The following is a 19,931-nucleotide window of genomic DNA, read 5'->3' as shown; positions in this document are numbered from 1 at the left end:
TCAGCCGTTTTCATTCATCTTAGCACAAATTACCGTTCCACTTATATATCGGTGTGAAACGGTAATCTGGCCAACATCAACTATATTATTGCTTGTTTTCTTTGTAGGCTTTGTACGTATCATTTGCCAGCTTCAGATAATTAGATAATCCTTGACTCTCCAGCTCTTTGGCAAATGTATCGAATTCAGACAAGTCCCGCTCACCCAAGATAAATTTAAGTGTATTTTGATCCGAATAGTCTTTCAGTGGTGTACTCAGAAGTGTCACCCGTTCACGGTCCTCTGAAGAGTAAGGAATCGGTGGCTCTGCCGGGATCACTTCCTTGGTATCCTTCATGTCTTGCTGGAATTTCAACTCTTCTTCACTAAACATGGATTGCAGCAGATCTGTAGTCCCCCCGTAGGCAAATACCCCACCAGAGAAACCAAAGTCAATACGCAGATCTTTCGTTCCTTTTGGATTCAAGCCATTGTAGTTCACGTCTTCTACCAATTTACGTGTTCCGCCCTCTTTGGTAAATGTTTCGCCTTCAACGCCCCATTTGGCAAACTCTTGACCCTCATCGCTGTAGTATAACCAATCAATAAATTGCATAGTAGCTTTGAAGTTTTCGCTTTTTTGAATTTTCCCGGAGATCATAACACCGTTTTCAAGTCTGGAGCCGGACATTAATTGCCCTTTTGGTCCACCAGGTACTGTAATCTTTGCAACTGAGTATTTACCTTCTCCCAGCGTTTTGTTCATATCATTTCGGTGCAGCACCACCGTTTGGGAATTACCATTAATCATGAATGATTTGCCGGATACAAATTTCTGTACAGCCTGATCATCATCCTGTGTAAAACTTTCTTTGTCCAGCAATCCTTCGGATACCAACTTGTTAAAGTATGTTAGCAACTCTTTGTATTCTGGTGTTGTAGCCGTGTACACAAATTCATCCTGATCTTCCTTATACGTCAATCCGTTACCAAAACCCCATCCAGCCTTGGTACCAAAGCCAGTAGCAGCGATGTTCAACGTACTATTGAATTGGAATCGGTCCGAAAACGGAATGGAATCCGGATAAATCTCTTTCAGTTTCTTCGCAGCATCATACAATTCGTCCCATGTGGTCGGAATGGCGATGTTATTTTCTTCAAAGACATCCGTTCTTACGAGTATTGTGTAATCTGGCCATACTTCTTCATGCAGACCCGGGAGTACATAGTACTTTCCATCTTCCTGTCGAAGACCTTCAAGTTCATCTTCCAAACCCCATTTTTCCACTTTATCTTTGAAGTTTGGCATCAAATCAATATAATCGCTAATCGGCAAGATCGCACCAGAGGACACAAATGCAGCCTCTTCACCAGGGTACGTTTTAGGGATAACTAGTGGTGCATCTCCGGAGCTAATCAACAGAGATCTCTTCTGAGAGTAATCGCTCATGGGTACAATCGTTGGCTCAAGTGTAACACCCGTCAGTTCGGTAATTTTATTGAAAAGTAACCAGTCTTTTTTATATGGATAAGTAGGTTGATCACTATATAGTATGGATAGATTAAATGGCTCCGTTGCTTTGAATGTATCCCCTACGTTGTACGTTTCCATCGCTGCCTTGGTTTGAACTTCTGTGACGTCACCTCCAGCTCCAGTACCGCTGCTACATGCTGCCAGAACAACGCTCATCATTGTTGCCAACACCATTTTACCAACAAACTTACGTGGCTTTTGATTCATTTAGGTTATCCCCCTGAGTTTGGTTTAGGTTGACCTTGCCTGAAACGTTAAACAACCTCGAAAAGTTAATCATGTGAATCACTTCAGCTGCTGCGTCTTACTGTTTAACAGACCCTAGCATGATACCAGTTACAAAGTATCTTTGGACAAATGGATAGATGGTGAGTATCGGCAAGATGGTGAGTACCATCGTTACTGACTTAATATTGGCAGCAATCTGTGTCAGGTTATCAGCTGAGGTTGCACCAGCAGTCGCCCCGCTAGTCGCTCCTGCAATCATATTGCGCAAATAAATGGTGACCGGGAACAGTTCTTTTTTGTCCAAATACAGAAAGGCTGGGAACCAGGAATTCCAATGACCTACTGCGTAGAACAGCACCATGGTTGCCATAACAGCTTTACTAAGCGGCAATATAATGCGTAACAAGATCCCGTAGGTGTTCAAACCGTCAATGGAGGCAGCTTCCTCCAGTTCTTCAGGCATATTTTCAAAAAATGACTTCATGATCAGCATGTTGTATATGCTAATTGCGCCAGGAACAACAAGTGCCCACATGGTGTTGTTGAATCCAAGGGAATTAATCAACACATAGTTTGGAATCAATCCACCACTGAAGAACATCGTGAATACGGCGAACATTGTCAGAAACTTGCGACCCATTAACCTCTTTTTGGACAAGGCATATGCGAAAATAGTCGTCATAAACATGGAGATTAATGTACCTACTACGGTATAGATAATCGTGTTTTTATAGTTGGTCCAGAACATACTGTCACGTGAGATGGTCTTGTATGTCTCTACATTGAATCCTCTTGGGAACAGACTAACCTTGCCCGAATTAATATAGGACTCACTACTGAAAGATTGTGCCACGACATTTAAGAATGGATAGAGGGTTATAAATACCACGAACAGCAGAAAGATAACATTGAATACTTTAAATACCTTATAAGATCTGGATTCCTGCATGATGCTCCTCCTTTACCATAAGCTTCTTTGTGTCAGTCTGCGTGAGATGGCATTTACGGAGAACACCAGAATCAGACCGATCAGCGATTCGAACAAGCCAATTGCGGTAGCATAACTGAAGTTACTGGATTCCAGTCCGACCCGATACAGGTAAGTGGAGATCACATCAGATGTCTCGTAGATCAGCGGGTTGTACAAGAGTAAGATTTTTTCAAATCCAACAGCCAGGAAATTACCCATGTTCAAAATCAATAACGTCACAATCGTTGGCAAGATCCCTGGAATCGTTACATGAATCGTTTGCTTCCAGCGATTGGCACCATCGATACGCGCAGCTTCATACAAAGAATCATCAATGGTTGTCAGTGCAGCAAGATACAGAATCGCTCCCCAACCCATACCCTGCCATACCTCAGAAGTGATATAGATTGTTCTGAACCACTCAGCCCGCTGCATAAAAGGAATATTGTCTCCGGTGAAGAAAGCCACCAGTCCATTAATGGAACCATTCACTGCTGTCAGCTGCAGGATCATACCTGCAACGATAACGATAGACAGAAAATGAGGCAGATAAGACGCGGTCTGTACAAACTTCTTGAATCGTTTACTTTTCACTTCGTTAAGCATCAAGGCAAAAATGATTGGAACCGGGAATGTAAAGAGTAACGCAAGTCCGCCTAACATCAGCGTATTACCGAATACTCTCCAGAAGGTAGGGTCCTCAATAAACATTTTGAAGTATCTTAATCCAACCCACGTTTCTCCAAATATACTTCCCCCGGGAACAAAACGTCTGAACGCAATCACATTACCAATCATCGGCCCATATTTGAAAATAAGGAGATAAATGATGGGAAGGATTAATAGTGAATACAGCTGCCAGTCTTTGCGGAACAAAGTTGCTGCCGTTCGTAATCTGCTCTCTTTACGTAAAGATGTCATGGTTAACGTTGTTTTAGCGGTTTCCGACTCCATGTGTTTTCACTCCGATCCAGGACTTGATAAGTAAGAGTAATTCATATACAATTCTCATCTTTTCTCCTCTTGTAGAAGACAACAACTCCTTTAACTTCACCCCCACTACGAAATAGATAATTTCTAAATGTAAGCGATATCAATTTGATGTATTATGTAGAATCACACAATCCAAGATGCTTCACATCATTAATTAGCACTTACTACGTGGTGTGATCTCCAAATCGAAAGAAGATTTTTCGAAATATTAAGCGCTTACAATCAATCGAAAACAATAAGCAATAACTCCCTGCTTCCATTTAATGAAGTAAGTCAAAAAGAAATTGCTTTAGGACAATCTAAATACTAGTCATACTAGTATGTTAGTTATATTCTAATCCAGCTTCCCTCTAATTTCAATAAGTTTTAGTAAAAAAAATGGATATCTCTTTTAACAAGGTAATTTAGTCAACAAGCTCAAATAAAAAACATTGGTAACTTCAAGAACGACATCATCGTTCATTGAAGCTTCCAATGTTTCAGGGTGCTGAGGAAAGATGTTATAGCTGATCTGCTTAGAAATTAGCAATAAGCTGATTTAATTCCGATAAATGCGTTATTTCATGGTCTGGCGCATACGTTTCATTGTTGGTCTTATGCTCCCGGTTAATCCATACGGATTGGATGCCAGATGATAAAGCACCACGAATATCAGTCGTTAACTTGTCTCCAACCATCATGCTCTCTTCGGGTTTAACACCCAGTTTACTCAAAGCATGTTCAAATATCGACGGATCTGGTTTTCCTTTTCCGAAGTTACCCGAGATAATAATCTCATCAAAAAAAGGAGTCAATTCAGGTACACCATCCAACTTCTCTTGTTGCAAAGCAGGACAACCGTTTGTTAACAACAACAGTTTGTACTTTCCTTGTAACTGACGCAAGGTATCCATCGTTTCTTCGTATACATGAGGTCTGGATCTCCGTTCCACTCCAAACTGTGCGGCCAGTTGTTCAGCAAGATCATCCCGATCTATACCCAACTTCAACAAGCCACGACGCCAGGATTCTTTACGGTAAACTGGAGCAAGCTGTTCCAACTGACGGAACTCAGGTTGATCCCCACCAGTAAAGTTAGCCCAAAGACCTTCAAACGGATTGATTCCAATCATTTTAGTAAAAGGAAAGGTTTCATATGATTCATACAGTCCACGTGCCTCATTACGAACAGCTTCTTCAAGTTCTTCTGGTTTAACCCCAGTCTCTTGCGCTGCGATTAGACAAGTCTCATGAAAAGCTTCTCGAACACTACGCTCATCCCATAATAAAGTATCATCTAGGTCGAACAAAATCGCTTTTAATGCCATTCCGATCATCTACCCCTTTATGCAATAATTACTTTTCGACGGTTTCCACGGTGATCTGGTGTGCTTTTGCAAACTTCAGCAAACGTTCTGCAATCGCATCTGTATCGTAACGGTTCAATAACTTGGTGAACACCCATCTTTTCCCACGACTGTTATGTTCGATAACAACTGTACCTGGTTCAATTCTGAATTTGACAATATCGTCAACCCCAATTGAACGTTCACGATTACCCTTCGTCGTGATAATCCGATTACTGCTAATCTTGATGTATGGACGACGAAGCATGAAGATGACTGCCAAAAATACATAAAGCAGCATGGTCACCCAGTCCCAAGTTGTCATTGGAGCTTGCACAAGAAACGTGCTCATAAACAGATACAAAAAGGCGAGACCAATCAAAAATATAGGGAACAAAAGACTGCGTCCCTTAAAGACTTCTTCACCTGGTGTACCTGTGATTGGTTGACCACTTTTTTTGCGTTGCTGATTTAACTGCTTGGAATTTTTCTTAACCGTTCTCTCGAACGAACGCGACATGAGAATCCCCCTTATGTGTCTTTGTATCGGCTTACATAATTGCAAACCAACATTTCCCCCTATAAATTGCACACTCAAAATAACAGGAAGAAACCTAAATATCATAATGATATCATTAGGTTTCGTTAGTGTTTGAGTTTGCCTTGGTGGCCTTTGTCATTCTCATCATCAACAATCTCAATGGTATCCAGTTGTTGTCTGAAATTGCTGCGAATATTGCTCAAATAAATCTCTCTTAGCTCGGCACGTTCAGCAAGTTCTTCCTCCGACAATCCAGTGGACTTTTGCTTACGAGCCAATTCGTTAATGCGTGCTACCAGACTATCTATATCCAAGCTTGTCCCCTCCAAAAATACAAAGTCATATTAACTTTGCCATTATAAAGGCAGCTTGTCAAGCTGACACGCCTTAACACTCATTGATGTGCATTTTATTCTGCAAATTGCGGTAGAGTTAGTACTTGCCCCACTTGGATGGAAGTCGCTTGAAGTTGATTCACTTTCTTAATTGCTTCTATATAAATACGTGTATCCATATTCGTCGGTTTATGTTCCAAAGAAATACTCCATAATGTTTCCCCTTGTGAAACGGCTATCTTTCCTCCAGGCAGAACATCATTCTCATTGCCAGCAAATACAGTTAAAACAGTGCTGCATCCAATAAATATAATCAAAGAGGTAATGGCTACCTTTAACATCCATGAAAAAATCTTGAAGCGCGCTAGAACCTTCTTGTAGTTCCCTATTTTAGACTTCACCAGTTCCGAATTCATTGGTTCATAAATGCTTTGATAAGTAGAATATCTCATTAAATACCCGCCTCCAAACGTTTGTTCCTATCTGTTGAAATCAATATAACACGAACACTTGTTTTGTTCAATAGATTTTTAGAACAATTGTTCGCTTCTTTTTTGAAGGAGAAATTTCTTATTTCACTTCCTTTTGCAAAGCATTTGCAGTATTATGCTCTGACTTTTGGACAATTTCTGTTGTATAAGTTAAAAAACACTGATTTAATGCTATTTTATTTAGAACTTATGTTTGTACGAACGGAGGTTCTATGTTATAATTTTCCCAAACGTTACTAAAATGGGGTTGATACGGTATGTCGAAGATATCCAGCAGGCAGCAGGCTATTCTGGAGTTTATACGAAATGAAGTCCGGTTGAAGGGGTATCCTCCTTCCGTACGGGAAATTGGTGAAGCTGTTGGACTTGCTTCCAGCTCAACAGTACATGGACATTTGGATCGTTTGGAGAAAAAAGGTTTGATCCGACGTGACCCTACCAAGCCAAGAGCCATTGAGCTTTTGAGCCAGGAAGAATCTGAGCATTCTCATCAATTTGCTCATAGCGTTGCACGTATTCCTGTTGTTGGTAAGGTTACAGCCGGGGTTCCAATCACTGCAACCGAGAACATTGAAGACTATTTCCCTCTTCCTACACATTATGTAGGTGAACAAAAAGTGTTTATGCTTTCAGTAGTGGGAGATAGTATGGTGGAAGCTGGAATCGTTAATGGAGATTACGTTATTGTCCGTCAACAGCAAACTGCTGATAACGGTGATATCGTGGTTGCAATGACTGAAGACGATGAAGCTACAGTGAAAACGTTCTATAAAGAGAAAGATCATATTCGCCTTCAACCGGAGAATGCGACCTTCGAACCTTTACGATTGAAACATGTTAGTATTCTGGGTAAAGTCATTGGCCTTTTCCGAGATATTCATTAATATTTAACTTGAGTAACAAAACTAGATGTAATGAAATACGAAAGAGGTTGTCCTGATCAACAGGACAACCTCTTTTTTTCATGTTTATGTTATTTTTGCGGCTAATTATTCACTGCGTTTCAGAACACTCTTGTGATGCGAGAACACATCAAAGCTCTGTTGACCGTGATATGAGCCCATACCGCTCTCTCCTACACCACCAAACGGGAGATAGTGTGAAGTCATATGAGAAAGTGTGTCATTAATACATCCCCCACCGAAGGATACTTGATTCAGAACCTGATCCTGCAGTTGCTCATCCTGTGTGAAGAGATATAGCGCCAATGGTTTTGGCCGGCGAACAATCTCATCCAGTATAGGATTCAGGTCACTGTACGTAAACACAGGAAGAATTGGACCGAAGATCTCTTCTTGCATCACAGCTGATTCCCAGTTCACATCGCCAAGTACAGTCGGCTCAATGAGCAACTGCTCACGTACAGAACGTCCACCAATCAGCGTTTTGCCATCTGTGAGGAATCCCGACAACCGATCAAAGTTACGCGCATTGACAATGTGCGGGAAATCAGCATTCTGTAACACATCATCCCCAAATTTATCTTTGATCTCTGCGCCAATCAGACTGATCAATTCATCATGAACTTGTTCATGCACAAGCAAGTAATCCGGAGCAACGCAAGTTTGCCCTGCATTCAGGAACTTACCACGAACAATACGCTGGGCCACCAGCTTCAGATCTGCATCACTATGGACAATAGCAGGACTCTTACCACCCAACTCAAGAGTTACAGGAGTCAAGTGCTCCGCAGCTGCCTTCATCACAATGCGACCAACACCTGTGCTGCCTGTGAAGAAAATATAATCAAACTTCTCTTTCAACAATGCTGTACTGGCCTCAACTTCTCCTTCCATAACCGCAATATACTCCTGAGGGAAGATCTCCTGAATCAGATCATAAGTCAGACGAGATACGGCTGGTGTTAATTCAGAAGGCTTGATAACTGCACAGTTACCGGCTGCAATTGCTCCAATCAGTGGGCCAAAGGCCAGTTGGAACGGATAATTCCAAGGTGCAATAATAAGCGCCACTCCGTATGGTTCCGGGTAAATGGTACTCACCCCATCCGGCATAGCCGAATTGGTTGGGACTTGTTTGGGTGCAGCCCATTCCTGCAGGTGTTCTAATGCAAAATCCAGTTCACCCAGAACAATGCGAATTTCGGAACCGTAAGCTTCCGCCTCAGATTTGTTCAGATCAGCCCGAAGTGCATCTTGAATCCGTTGCTGATACTTTTCAATTCCTTTTCTAAGCTGTTGCAGCGCATTAATTCGGTACTCGATATTTTTAGTTTGTCCTGTATAAAAAAATGTACGTTGTTCTGTCACTAGTTGTTTTGCCTGATCCATAATAACATCTCCAATTAATTATTTAAAATTAAATTGTTAAAAATTTAATTAAAGTATACCTCTTTTATATGAAACTTTCAACATACAGTTGAAACATCCATGCTCCGCCTGATAGGATCCAAATGAAGCTGCACGCTCTAATTCACGGCAAATGGTCGAAGGATGTCTGCCCATTTCCTTTGCGATTGCTCGTCAGCTTTTGCCTTGCTGGTGTAGGATTTCTAGCTTGCTCCGTTCAACTATGCTAAGATGTCTGTAGCTCATGGCTGGATTCTCCTTGTGTGAATGTGGTGTAGGAATTTTCATTCTACATGAATCCAGCTATGGGCCCTTTTTTATTTATTTCCAGTAGGTGTCGCACTTCATATTACAATCCGTCTACACAAAAAAGAAATAACGTTCTATACACAACCCGTTCTCTCGACATGTGCCATCATCTCTTATCAGAAGTTTTCCCATCATTCCTACAGCTACCCATTCTGGACGCCCCAACCGAGAAACGTAAGTCTGTAAAGGATCATACTGAGGATTGATTAATGCTGTTTTCAACGTGTGTGATGGGACTGTAACCTGCCCGTTTCCATATTTTCATGGACGCTCTCCTCATTTCATTTAGTGTATCTGAGGTGGCTTCGAGTGACCAATTGGATTAGGAGGCTTTAAAGATATAAAAGGGGTTCTTAATAATTACATTAAGCTAATTCTGCAGAATATGAAGTTTAAAGCTTCACATAATCAATGGTTTGATGCAGCTCTGCCTTCTCCCTCTTCCAAAAACATTAAAATCTCTGAGGAACTCATCGAACTTATCCCTCAAATCGATGACCAAGGAGCACTTCGAAGCTCCCCCTCCAGCTTCGTTGTTAACTTTACCGCATACTTACTCTCCGTATAGGACTGATGCTTTCCATATAAAAGCTCGATCTTCCATAATGCCTCAACCGTATTTGGCATCTCGCTGTCCTGAACATCCGGCGCAAACCATCAAGACCCTAGAAAAGAAAAAAGACGACCCACCAATTCGAGTCGCCTTCATTCCAATTCAATGCCAGTTTAAAAAATCACGAAACGACCCAAACAGCTCCGTCAAAATATACCCCAAAATGGAGGGGAACTAGAGAAGCTGAAGAACAACTCTAAGTCATAGCTCACGTTTTTAAAACTTGATGATATGAACAAACACTCTACACAGCGACCTATTGTAAATCATCACCATAGGATATCATTATTTTAGCCCGGTATCGGTTAGTATTAATCCACATTTACAGGCTCGATCACTTCGAATAAAAATGGATTACCATTTAAATATTCTCTTATGTATGCTTGGGCATACTTTTGTTCCTCGATTAAACTGGTTGTTTCTCTTGGATCAGAGGCGTGATGACAGCAGTTCTCGATCATGAACATGACAAAAAAACATTCCAGATCCCGAATATAGTCCGTTTGCAACTTCCTAATACTCTCATAACCTTGGATAAGCATCCATCGATGCTTTGGCCAAAGCTCCAATATGGTGCCTGCCATATCGTAGAGATAATATCCGTACCCACATCTTCCAAAATCAATCGGATAGGGTTGATTATCCTCAAAAACCATATTACCGGTATGTAAATCAGCATGAATGAGCCCATAGTTATGTTCACTTGGATGCATCGTGGTAAGTTGGGATACAACCTTCTCAGCTGCATCTTGATACAGCTTCCATCCCTCTTCGGATAAAAAACGCTCATAGTAACGTTCCAACTTAGCCATTTCACGTTTAAAACTTTCTACTCCCCAAGCAGGTCTTACAAAATCAGAAGGTGGATTGAAATCCTTTGCTGCTGCATGGAGCCTGCTCATCAATACACCCATATTATATGCTTGACTATCTGTAAATTCACCTGCTGCTTTTTCACCCTCTATCCATCGCATCATTGTTATATAAGGGCGCCTATATCCTGTCTCTGTTTCGATGTCCAATACATAAATACCATCACAATTTGCCACCCCTTCTGGTACATTTAGATCTTTCGATTTGTTCAGTGCTTGTAACAGTAGGAGTTCCGAACGAATTTCCTCTCTGCTTAATCGGTCCGAATGAATGCGAAGTAAATAATTGTTATCTGTACTGGTTTCAATTTTATACGTGATCGTATCGGATAGTTGAATAAACTGGATGTTATCCCATTCTAAGTCATACTTTCGAATTGCAGATAAAGCGACTTTCCTTGCTCTGATTAATAATGCCCGCCGTTCTTCATCAGTATCAAATCTAAAAAAATCATTCATTTGTTATCCCCCTACAGTTTTTATGAAGTACATAACTACTTCTCTTATATGTTATTATAACGATAGTAAAAGCTTGAAAATATGTAGTAAACAATTTAAACTATACTATACACAAAAAAGTCACATTAGAATTTCTTCCAATGCGACTTTTGTTAAACTATTATTTTATATAAACGATCTTTTTAATAGTATCGTTTGAAAGGCAAAATCGATCTGAAAGTTTCTCGATAGTGTCACCATCCAGAAACGTAAACCAATCCAACGTTCATATACTTTTGTATTTCATTTAGAAATTCTTCTGGAAAGATGATGTCGGCATTTACATATCTCATGATAGCCGCTCCTTAAAATAGTTGAATTTTAAGGTAGCAAAGTCTACACTATAACAATTATCACTATCCGGATTTAAGCGGTTACTTATATTATTAGCTCTATACAAACAACCGCCGTTGTTCATAAAATAGACTTTGCATAGAACATATCTCGAACCTTTTCATAGTGTCTCTCCTTCCTAAATAACATTCAACTAAAATATGTCTTCATCGGAAATAGAATGCTACCTCAATAGTAACATATTACTCCAAGTGGGCGAAGTGTCAACACTATACAATTAAGTCGTTTGAGCGAAACTGTCACATCTCATCTATTCCTTACGGACCATCAATATAAGACACTCCACATGTATCGAGCACGTGAATACTTTAAGCTCCTTCCTGCAAACTCAGCGTTGCCGATGCGATATCCAGTTCAATTCTCTGCTTTATCACTAGCGATGATATGGTTCACCGCAGTTAATCTTAAACTAAACTGCCCGCCAGCTTAATGAATTAGAGCAGTGACAAGTAGTTAAATACTTATCTAATCGGTAATCAGATCATTTCCTTGTCCTTTTCGGCTACAAGTTCTGGTCTCGAACTTTTCCGCAAGAAACCTCTGCACAAACGAGCCTTAGTTACCGAAGGCTCGTTTTTTGATGATTTTTTTTAAATATCTTTTCCGACTCTAATTCCAAGCCCTTTCTCCTTGTTCATCTTTAACCCAGAACATTTCACTACTCTGCTCAAAATTGATTAACTTATCGCTTACACCGCTGTGAGGCGGTTTTACATACAAAAAAAACTAACGTTCTAGTAGGAGGAATGAAATTGGCAAGTTTCAAAAAATTGAAAAGTGGCTGGAGGTATCGGTTAAAGTACACCGATCCGTTCACTCAACAACAAAAAGAGAAATCCGAGGCTGGTTTTCGAACTAAACCAGAGGCTGAACTAGCTGCTGCTGAATTTTTAAGGCAGCTAAAGCAAGGGTTTGAACAGACAGACATTCCTTTGGTAGATTACATTCGTAATTGGATTGATAATTACAAAAAAGGTGTTGTAAGAAAGAACACAATCAAACTACATGATAACAATCTTAACACCCATATCAAACCTTATTTTAAGTGTCTGATGCTCCAGGATTTAAAACCAGATATGTATCAAGTCTTTTTGGACTCTCTATTTAAAAAGGGACTCAGTAAACGAACGGTCGAGATCATTAACTCAACAGTATACTCAGCCATAGAGCATGCATTGATTCAAGGGAAAATATTACGCAATCCATGTAAAGGTTCAATTATTAAAGGAGAGCACAAAAAGAAGACGATCCAATTCATTGATTCAGAGGACATTCCCAAATTTCTTCATACTGCTCGAGGAGATGGGTACATTTATTGGATTTTCTTTAAAGTGCTGATTGAAACGGGGTTACGTAAAGGTGAGGCTGCCGCTCTAAAGTGGTCGGATATCAATTTCAAAGAAAAGACAATCCGCGTGGATGAAACAATCGATTTCCAAGCTGAAGACGAGGACGAACTTTTCGGAGATACAAAAACCGAAAATTCTACCCGCACAATTAGTGTAAGTAACGGAATTATTAATGATTTAAGGTATCATGCTTCATGGCAGAATCAAAATAAGATCAATTTAGGGGAGTCAATGTACAGACACGATTTAAACCTCGTCTTGTGCAAAAACGACGGTAGTCCGATGCCTAAATCTAGTCTCTTTAATGCTTCGAAGAGGATTTTGAGAAAGGCTGGTTTGAGTGAGGAATTAACAATTCACTCCTTGAGACATACCTATGCCGTAATCATGCTTGAAGCTGGGGCTGACATAAAATTTGTACAAGAGCAACTTGGGCATGGCAGTGTGCAAATTACATCCGATGTGTATGCTCATATTTCTAAAAAGCTAGAAAAGAGAAACATTGATAAATATGAAGAGTACACTTCCCGTATTTTTGGATCAGAGAATCAAAAACCGGGGGACGTTTGGGGGACGCAACCTCAATAGAAGTGCAATCTCCTCAAAACGTCCCCCGGCTAGTTACTTCAAAACCCCGTAGTTACAGGGGATTCAGGTATTAGTACAACGTGATATATTGATCGCGTTCCCATTGGTGGACTTGTGTACGGTACATATCCCACTCAATTTCTTTCAGCTCATAGAAGTGAGCCAAGGCGTGGTCGCCGAGAGCGTCACAAATTACTTCGCTGCGGATCAATTCATTCAATGCTTCTTTCAGGTCAGCTGGCAAGCTTGGAATACCTTCTTCCACACGCTCTTCTTCTGACATGATGTAAATGTTACGGTCAATTGGAGCTGGTAAGGAAAGCTCACGTTTGATTCCGTCCAGACCTGCTTTCAACAAAACAGCCAAAGCCAGGTAAGGGTTAGCAGCCGGATCCGGGTTACGAACCTCAACACGTGTACTCAAACCACGGGAAGCCGGAATACGGATCATTGGACTACGGTTACTAGCAGACCATGCTACATAACAAGGTGCTTCATAACCGGGTACAAGACGTTTGTATGAGTTCACAGTTGGGTTAGTAATTGCTGCAAACGCACGTGCGTGCTTCAGAGTTCCAGCCATGAAGTGACGAGCAGTTTTGCTCAGACCCAACTCGTCCGACTCATCAACAAATGCGTTCTCATTGCCTTTGAACAAGGATTGGTTACAGTGCATACCGGATCCGTTCATACCAAACAACGGTTTCGGCATGAATGTAGCATGTAAACCATGCTGACGTGCAATCGTTTTAACAACGAGTTTGAACGTTTGGATCTGGTCAGCTGCTTTCAGAGCATCTGCATATTTGAAGTCGATCTCATGCTGACCTGGAGCTACCTCATGGTGGGAAGCTTCGATCTCAAAGCCCATTTCTTCAAGTGTGATAACGATGTCACGACGACAGTTTTCACCAAGATCCGTAGGCGCAAGGTCGAAATAACCACCTTGGTCATTCAGTTCGTTTGTTGGGTTTCCTTTTTCGTCTGTTTTGAACAAGAAGAACTCTGGTTCAGGACCAACGTTGAAGGAAGTGAATCCCATATCTTGGGCTTCCTTCAGGTTTCGTTTCAAGATGCCACGTGGATCTCCTGGGAACGGATTACCATCCGGAAGATATACGTCGCAAATCAGACGTGCAACACGGTTCTCTGCAACCCATGGGAAAATAAGCCAAGAATCTAGATCTGGATAGAGGTACATGTCGGACTCTTCAATACGTACATAACCTTCAATGGAAGATCCATCGAACATCATTTTGTTATCCAGTGCCTTAGTTAACTGACTCACAGGTATCTCAACGTTTTTGATAGCTCCAAGCAAATCAGTAAATTGCAATCGAATGAATCGTACGTTTTCTTCTTTCGAAATGCGGAGAATGTCTTCTTTTGTATAACTCACTATAACCTCTCCCTTTCTTATCTGCGTATTTGGCTTGCCTGTTATATTTGTACATTAGAAAGTTCCACGGGTCAAGGAGTCTCACACCAAAAGTGCATGTTTTCCCCTCACTCGCCAAGTTATGCGAATTTAATTTTTATTAAAGAATCGGGAAAGCTCTCCCTGAATGAGAGATACTTGTCCTGGTCTCTTACCTGATACCAGCTGCTGCTTCAGCAAGCGGTGCAACTGCGTATCGGACAGCTCTCTGCGTTTAACTTCAGTGTCTGGCGTGATAACTGTAGCTTCCTCGGATTCTTTCGAAACAGGATTCATCACTTGTTTGATTCCCGCGATGTTAACTCCTTTTTCAATCAAAGCCTTGATCTCTAGCAATCTCTCTACGTCATTAAAAGAGAACAAACGTTGATTACCTGACGTTCTCGCAGGAACAATCAAGCTGTGCTGCTCATAGTAACGAATCTGACGTGCAGACAGATCCGTAAGTTTCATTACAATACCAATCGGGAATAAGGCCATATTTCTGCGAATTTCATCACCCATGTTCATCAACCTTCCAGTCATCTATTCTTCACCCTATTGTACATTTAGTTGTTACCAAGTGTCAATGACGTGTTAGATAAACTCACAATAATTTGCGATCTTTCATAGTCTGTAACGCCATCAAAACGCCATATTTGACATGAGAGTACGTTAATCCGCCTTGCATATACCCGATATACGGCTCCCGAATAGGCGCATCGGCTGATAATTCCAGACTTCCACCCTGAATGAACGTACCTGCCGCCATAATGACAGGGTGCTCATAACCAGGCATATCCCACGGTTCAGGAACCACATGACTATCCACAGCTGCTGCACGCTGAATCCCCTGCACGAAGGCGATCAGATGCTCGGCAGAGCTAAACTGAACAGCCTGGATCAGATCTGTGCGAGCTTCATTCCAGGCCGGCTTGGTTACAAATCCCGATTCAGCAAACATCGCAGCAGCAAAGGTACTTCCTTTGATAGCTTGTCCTACAATTGTCGGTGCCATGTAAAGTCCTTGGTAGATGCCACGTGTTGTCCCCAGCATTGCTCCCACCTCTCCCCCGATTCCAGGGGTTGTCAGACGATAAGCTGCCAGCTGTACGTACTGTTCCTTCCCGCATATGTATCCACCGGTTTCCGCAATGCCTCCACCAGGATTCTTGATCAGTGATCCGGCCATCAGATCAACTCCGACTTCTGTCGGTTCACGTTCCTCTGTGAATTCACCGTAACAATTATCTACGAATACGATGAGATCTTCCTTAAGCCCTTTAACACGCGTAACCATCTCAGCAATCTCAGCAACACAGAAGGAGGATCGCCAGTCATAACCACGTGAACGTTGAATCCCAATGACTTTTGTAGCCGGTGTAATGCTTTTTTCAACTGCTGCCCAGTCCACTCCACCTTCATCAGTTAAGGCCGTCTCCCGGTAACCGATGCCAAAATCGCGTAATGAACCTGTGCCATCACCGGGTTTGCCAATAACTTTATGCAATGTGTCATAAGGCTTACCCGTGATGTACAATAGTTCGTCACCTGGGCGCAACACGCCAAAGAGAGCTGTACTAATCGTATGAGTACCTGAAGCAAAATGAGGACGCACCAACGCGGCCTCCGCGCCGAAAACATCAGCATATACTTCATCAAGCACTTCACGCCCACGATCGTTATAGGCATAACCTGTTGAACCTGCAAAGTGAAAATCGCTTACTTTTCGCTGTTGAAAAGCATTAATCACCTTCCATTGATTGTGATCTGTGATCCGATCAATCTGTTGCAGTTGTCCTTCAATCTGACGCTCCACTTGACGTTGAAGTTCAGATATTTCTGAATCAAAGCTTACCATCTTACTTCATTCCCCTTCATAGCACGAATCTGACGTTGAATATATATTATCGTGTCAACTTATCACACCAATATGTCATGAATATTACAATTCAATGAATTCTTCAAGCATATAACCAAATTTCTCATATTCACCTTTTTGCAATTCAACTTCATAAATTACATCATTCTCTTCAAAGCTGGTATCCACCACATCACCAATTTTGTAGAGTATGGACGTTAGATCACCACGTTCTGCCGGAATACGGAAGCGTTTCGTATCACCTGTCAGCTCTGTCTGAATTAATTCACGGATTTTAAGCAGATCCTCAGAGTCTAATGCGCTTACTTTAATATGGCCTTTATCCAATGGAAGCATTTCAAGTTGCTCTGGTGTACATGCATCTTTTTTGTTATACAGTACTAACTGCGGCTTGTCCCCTGAACCAAGTTCTTGCAAAATCGTGTTAACCGTCCGCATTTGATCTTCACGCATAGCTGATGAGGCGTCCACAACATGCAGGATGAGATCTGCTTCATTCACTTCCTCCAGCGTTGCTCGGAATGCTGCAATTAGATCATGCGGGAGATTTTGAATAAAACCAACCGTATCGGTAAGTACGATTTCTTTACCACTTGGAAGTTCCATCGTACGTGATGTTGGATCCAGAGTAGCGAATAGCTGATCTTGAATATACACATCTGCAGCCGTCAACTGCTTGAGCAAGGTCGATTTGCCAGCATTGGTATAACCAACAAGGGCCACCTGTACAATACCTGTTTTTTTGCGGCGTTCACGATGTAACTTGCGATGACGAGTCAATTCTTCCAGATGACGCTTCAGATCATCGATGCGACCACGGATGTGACGACGGTCTGTCTCCAGCTTGCTTTCACCCGGGCCTCTTGTTCCGATTCCGCCCCCGAGTCTGGACAGATTCTTGCCATGACCCGACAAACGTGGCAGCAAATAGCTATGTTGAGCCAATTCCACCTGAATAATACCTTCTCTAGTGTTGGCACGTTGTGCAAAGATGTCCAAAATCAATTGGGTACGGTCAATAATTTTGAGATCGAGGGTTTCTTCCAGATTACGAACCTGCGCACCTGACAATTCCTGATCAAAAATAGCTGTGGTAGCTCCGAGTTCCTCCGCGATTGCACGAAGCTCTTCCACCTTACCTTTACCAATGAACCATTTGGTATCCCGTTTTTCCCGGTTCTGAGAAAGTACACTTAGCACTTCCACTCCAGCTGTCTCGGCAAGTTTCACCAGTTCCTCTAAAGAGTACTCAGGATTGATACCTGTACGTTTTACATCGTCCGTAACAAGACTCACCAAGACGGCGCGATCTTTTTTGACCATATCTGTATCATGTGTGCCATTTGTCATGTATATGTTCACTCCCTCTAATTACTATTCCGTTGATATTCATTACCACGAATATGCCATGGCATGCCTTAAGCCGAACCGGTTGGCCCGGCCGGCTGGTGTAAAAACTATATTATCGCTTACTTTCGCTCAAAGTTCAAATCCTCTGTACGGATTGTCATCAGCTCCAGTTTTCCTGGACTGCCTTCCGAGTATTGTTCCAACAAACGAACCGCCTGATGCCTGATCGAACGCTCAATGGCATTACGAACGTATCTGGCGTTACTGAACGCATGCAGCGAATCATTTTTTTCCTGAAGCAAATGTTGCTTTAGCTTGAGTATGGTCTGAGGCATTAGAATATAATCACGCTCTTTGGCCATAATCTCAGAGATTTGAATCAACTGATCAATACTATAGTCTGGAAACTCCACTTGAATGGGGAAGCGGGAAGGTAATCCAGGGTTCGTCTGGAGAAAAAAATCAATTTCTTCCGAATACCCGGCAAGAATCAGTATAAACTGATTTTTGTTATCTTCCATTGATTTTACAAGCGTATCAATAGCTTCCTTGCCAAAATCCTTCTCTCCCCCGCGGGCCAAACTGTAAGCTTCATCAATGAACAATATCCCACCGAGTGCCTTCTTGACCAGATCTCTTGTTTTCTGCGCCGTGTGACCGATATATTCTCCAACCAGATCCGCACGCTCTACTTCAATAAGATGACCTTTACTCAACACACCCATCTTCTGAAAGAGTTTGGCAACGATCCTCGCCACGGTGGTCTTACCTGTCCCCGGATTGCCTTTGAAGATCATATGATACACGTGCGCACCACTAAGTAAGCCTGCTTCAGTACGCATCTGAGCAATCTGTAGGAAAGCATAAATCTCAAATACCAAGTCTTTGATATTTTCAAGTCCAACCAGTTGCTCCAATTCACCCTGTATCTCCTGGAAGTGCGCATGTTTGGTTATACTCTTGGCTGCCTGTACTGCCGCTGCTTCATCTTTGACCAACATCTGAGGTTCCTGGTTACGCAACACAATATTAATTTGTCTGGATGGTCTGCCTCCTGGTTGCTCTCCTGCAGCCATGACCCGTCCGTTCATTCGCCATCACCTCTATTTTATCGGGCTGAACTCTCCTGATTATTAATGTATTCTATCAGGTGCTCCAATATTAGAAGGATCATGAAGAATTCTACGGATAAGTAGATGTCTCAAATCTGAATGTTTTTTTGAAACTCTCCATTCTCAAACAAACTCTGCCTATGCTTCAGTGATAACTGAAAGTATGGGAATACATGTGCATCAATGGCATGCAGCAGTTCCTTAGCCGTCTTGTTCGCTAGATCATAATCACCCGTTGTAATATGTTTCCGTGACAGTGCATCTTCAAGCTCATCTTCATCCAGCAAAAATACTTCTCCATCTTTCAGTACAACGACATCCAGATACAGGTCATCAAACCAAGGAACGCCCTGATCGGTTATCCCCTGACTACGACATGTATCAATGTACCACTCTACAATCCGTTCCTGATCGTCAAACATCGCTGTAACTACAAAGTGCTCTCCCTTCGGATAGTATTGTAGCCAGGAATACCCTTTATCTGCGATACAGAAGGTACTGCCTCCATAAGTTTTCCACAAAGGTTCTTTCAAATCCTGTATGGTGTACAACGTAATATAACCTGTGAAAATTTTGGATTGAACGAACCGGCATGTGAATTGTCGGTTCGTAATCCGGCGCCAGTTCGCGCGGTCCCCGAATTTCCGTTTCATACGAACCCCTCTTTGCCGACTACAGGTCCGTGACCTGCTCTGATGTTATTGGTGAACAATGTAATAACGTCCGCATGATAGATTCCAGCGCTCTGGGCCCATCTTGAACAACGTATTACGAATAGTTACAGCTTACCATATTTAAGGTATACACTCAAAATCAAGCTTTGTCCCACATATTCATCAAATCAGCTTCCATTACTGTTGGTTCCGTATAACAAAAAAACTG

Annotated in this window: 17 protein-coding genes and 2 pseudogenes; 2 read left to right on the top strand and 17 right to left on the bottom strand. The window is 41.9% G+C overall.

Annotated elements, in window-relative coordinates; translation table 11 throughout:
• Nucleotides 1–85: 85 nt before the first annotated feature.
• From FE296_RS24900 to FE296_RS24870, 7 genes are all read right to left on the bottom strand, one after another.
• A complete protein-coding gene (locus tag FE296_RS24900) occupies nt 86–1,720 on the bottom strand; it encodes an ABC transporter substrate-binding protein (protein ID WP_150366698.1) in 1,635 nt (544 codons plus the stop codon).
• Between the two features lie 97 nt (nt 1,721–1,817).
• Complete coding sequence (locus tag FE296_RS24895) at nt 1,818–2,690, bottom strand: carbohydrate ABC transporter permease (protein WP_091020710.1); 873 nt, start codon at nt 2,688–2,690, stop codon at nt 1,818–1,820.
• A gap of 12 nt (nt 2,691–2,702) precedes the next feature.
• Nucleotides 2,703–3,632, bottom strand: coding sequence for an ABC transporter permease (locus FE296_RS24890; protein WP_371129062.1), 930 nt, complete (start codon nt 3,630–3,632; stop codon nt 2,703–2,705).
• Between the two features lie 587 nt (nt 3,633–4,219).
• Nucleotides 4,220–5,011, bottom strand: coding sequence for an HAD family hydrolase (locus FE296_RS24885; protein WP_150366697.1), 792 nt, complete (start codon nt 5,009–5,011; stop codon nt 4,220–4,222).
• 28 nt (nt 5,012–5,039) lie between these two features.
• Nucleotides 5,040–5,549, bottom strand: a complete 510-nt coding sequence (locus FE296_RS24880) for a hypothetical protein (protein ID WP_017688037.1) — start codon at nt 5,547–5,549, stop codon at nt 5,040–5,042.
• Between the two features lie 125 nt (nt 5,550–5,674).
• Entirely contained in the window at nt 5,675–5,884 is a 210-nt protein-coding gene (locus FE296_RS24875) for a DUF896 domain-containing protein (RefSeq protein WP_017688036.1), read from the bottom strand.
• Between the two features lie 95 nt (nt 5,885–5,979).
• Nucleotides 5,980–6,357 (bottom strand): LysM peptidoglycan-binding domain-containing protein, encoded by a 378-nt coding sequence (locus tag FE296_RS24870; protein WP_150366696.1) that lies wholly within the window; start codon nt 6,355–6,357, stop codon nt 5,980–5,982.
• A gap of 296 nt (nt 6,358–6,653) precedes the next feature.
• Between FE296_RS24870 and lexA the strand changes: the two genes are divergently transcribed.
• Nucleotides 6,654–7,280: a transcriptional repressor LexA gene (gene lexA / locus FE296_RS24865; RefSeq protein WP_017688034.1), complete on the top strand. Its 627-nt coding sequence runs from the start codon at nt 6,654–6,656 to the stop codon at nt 7,278–7,280.
• Between the two features lie 105 nt (nt 7,281–7,385).
• Here the strand turns inward: lexA and FE296_RS24860 are convergent, their stop codons facing one another.
• The 4 genes and pseudogenes from FE296_RS24860 to FE296_RS24845 all read right to left on the bottom strand — a co-directional run bounded on the left by FE296_RS24860 (nt 7,386) and on the right by FE296_RS24845 (nt 10,958).
• Nucleotides 7,386–8,687, bottom strand: coding sequence for an aldehyde dehydrogenase (locus FE296_RS24860; protein WP_150366695.1), 1,302 nt, complete (start codon nt 8,685–8,687; stop codon nt 7,386–7,388).
• A gap of 102 nt (nt 8,688–8,789) precedes the next feature.
• Nucleotides 8,790–8,951: pseudogene (locus FE296_RS34215) on the bottom strand (helix-turn-helix domain-containing protein); the annotation flags it as partial.
• Nucleotides 8,952–9,065: 114 nt separating this feature from the next.
• Nucleotides 9,066–9,242 (bottom strand): annotated as a pseudogene (locus tag FE296_RS24850) (peptidase G2 autoproteolytic cleavage domain-containing protein); the annotation flags it as partial.
• Nucleotides 9,243–9,938: 696 nt separating this feature from the next.
• Nucleotides 9,939–10,958 carry a phosphotransferase enzyme family protein gene (locus FE296_RS24845; RefSeq protein WP_150366694.1) on the bottom strand — a complete coding sequence of 340 codons (1,020 nt, stop codon included), beginning with the start codon at nt 10,956–10,958 and terminating at the stop codon, nt 9,939–9,941.
• A gap of 1,145 nt (nt 10,959–12,103) precedes the next feature.
• On the opposite strand from FE296_RS24845, the gene FE296_RS24840 reads away from it, so the two are divergent.
• Nucleotides 12,104–13,288: a tyrosine-type recombinase/integrase gene (locus FE296_RS24840; protein WP_150366693.1), complete on the top strand. Its 1,185-nt coding sequence runs from the start codon at nt 12,104–12,106 to the stop codon at nt 13,286–13,288.
• Nucleotides 13,289–13,358: 70 nt separating this feature from the next.
• Here FE296_RS24840 and glnA read toward each other — a convergent pair whose 3' ends face one another.
• The 6 genes from glnA to FE296_RS24810 form a co-directional block, all read right to left on the bottom strand.
• The gene (gene glnA, locus FE296_RS24835; protein ID WP_091029299.1) at nt 13,359–14,687 is read right to left on the bottom strand and encodes a type I glutamate--ammonia ligase; all 1,329 of its coding nucleotides are present in this window, start codon (nt 14,685–14,687) and stop codon (nt 13,359–13,361) included.
• Between the two features lie 129 nt (nt 14,688–14,816).
• Complete coding sequence (locus tag FE296_RS24830; protein ID WP_017687924.1) at nt 14,817–15,230, bottom strand: MerR family transcriptional regulator; 414 nt, start codon at nt 15,228–15,230, stop codon at nt 14,817–14,819.
• 82 nt (nt 15,231–15,312) lie between these two features.
• On the bottom strand, nt 15,313–16,566 hold the full coding sequence (locus FE296_RS24825) for a methionine gamma-lyase family protein (protein ID WP_150366692.1): 1,254 nt from the start codon (nt 16,564–16,566) through the stop codon (nt 15,313–15,315).
• 84 nt (nt 16,567–16,650) lie between these two features.
• Entirely contained in the window at nt 16,651–17,937 is a 1,287-nt protein-coding gene (gene hflX / locus FE296_RS24820) for a GTPase HflX (protein WP_091011958.1), read from the bottom strand.
• 119 nt (nt 17,938–18,056) lie between these two features.
• Complete coding sequence (locus tag FE296_RS24815; RefSeq protein WP_062834999.1) at nt 18,057–19,028, bottom strand: AAA family ATPase; 972 nt, start codon at nt 19,026–19,028, stop codon at nt 18,057–18,059.
• A 110-nt stretch (nt 19,029–19,138) separates the two neighbouring features.
• On the bottom strand, nt 19,139–19,702 hold the full coding sequence (locus FE296_RS24810) for a ribonuclease FAU-1 family protein (RefSeq protein ID WP_150366691.1): 564 nt from the start codon (nt 19,700–19,702) through the stop codon (nt 19,139–19,141).
• Nucleotides 19,703–19,931: the final 229 nt, after the last annotated feature.

It is taken from the genome of Paenibacillus sp. UASWS1643 (assembly GCF_008693195.1).
In the GTDB taxonomy this organism is placed as follows: domain Bacteria; phylum Bacillota; class Bacilli; order Paenibacillales; family Paenibacillaceae; genus Paenibacillus; species Paenibacillus amylolyticus_B.
Note: the sequence above shows the minus strand (reverse complement) of the source record. Positions and strands in the feature narration are given on the sequence as shown.

Excerpts from the sequence above, each read along its gene's own strand:
- FE296_RS24900 (WP_150366698.1), bottom strand. The coding sequence starts at position 1,720 with ATGAATCAAAAGCCACGTAAGTTTGTTGGTAAAATGGTGTTGGCAACA.
- FE296_RS24895 (WP_091020710.1), bottom strand. The coding sequence starts at position 2,690 with ATGCAGGAATCCAGATCTTATAAGGTATTTAAAGTATTCAATGTTATC.
- FE296_RS24890 (WP_371129062.1), bottom strand. The coding sequence starts at position 3,632 with ATGACATCTTTACGTAAAGAGAGCAGATTACGAACGGCAGCAACTTTG.
- FE296_RS24885 (WP_150366697.1), bottom strand. The coding sequence starts at position 5,011 with ATGGCATTAAAAGCGATTTTGTTCGACCTAGATGATACTTTATTATGG.
- FE296_RS24880 (WP_017688037.1), bottom strand. The coding sequence starts at position 5,549 with ATGTCGCGTTCGTTCGAGAGAACGGTTAAGAAAAATTCCAAGCAGTTA.
- FE296_RS24870 (WP_150366696.1), bottom strand. The coding sequence starts at position 6,357 with ATGAGATATTCTACTTATCAAAGCATTTATGAACCAATGAATTCGGAA.
- lexA (WP_017688034.1), top strand. The coding sequence starts at position 6,654 with ATGTCGAAGATATCCAGCAGGCAGCAGGCTATTCTGGAGTTTATACGA.
- FE296_RS24860 (WP_150366695.1), bottom strand. The coding sequence starts at position 8,687 with ATGGATCAGGCAAAACAACTAGTGACAGAACAACGTACATTTTTTTAT.
- FE296_RS24845 (WP_150366694.1), bottom strand. The coding sequence starts at position 10,958 with ATGAATGATTTTTTTAGATTTGATACTGATGAAGAACGGCGGGCATTA.
- FE296_RS24830 (WP_017687924.1), bottom strand. The coding sequence starts at position 15,230 with ATGGGTGATGAAATTCGCAGAAATATGGCCTTATTCCCGATTGGTATT.
- FE296_RS24825 (WP_150366692.1), bottom strand. The coding sequence starts at position 16,566 with ATGGTAAGCTTTGATTCAGAAATATCTGAACTTCAACGTCAAGTGGAG.
- hflX (WP_091011958.1), bottom strand. The coding sequence starts at position 17,937 with ATGACAAATGGCACACATGATACAGATATGGTCAAAAAAGATCGCGCC.
- FE296_RS24815 (WP_062834999.1), bottom strand. The coding sequence starts at position 19,028 with ATGAACGGACGGGTCATGGCTGCAGGAGAGCAACCAGGAGGCAGACCA.
- FE296_RS24810 (WP_150366691.1), bottom strand. The coding sequence starts at position 19,702 with ATGAAACGGAAATTCGGGGACCGCGCGAACTGGCGCCGGATTACGAAC.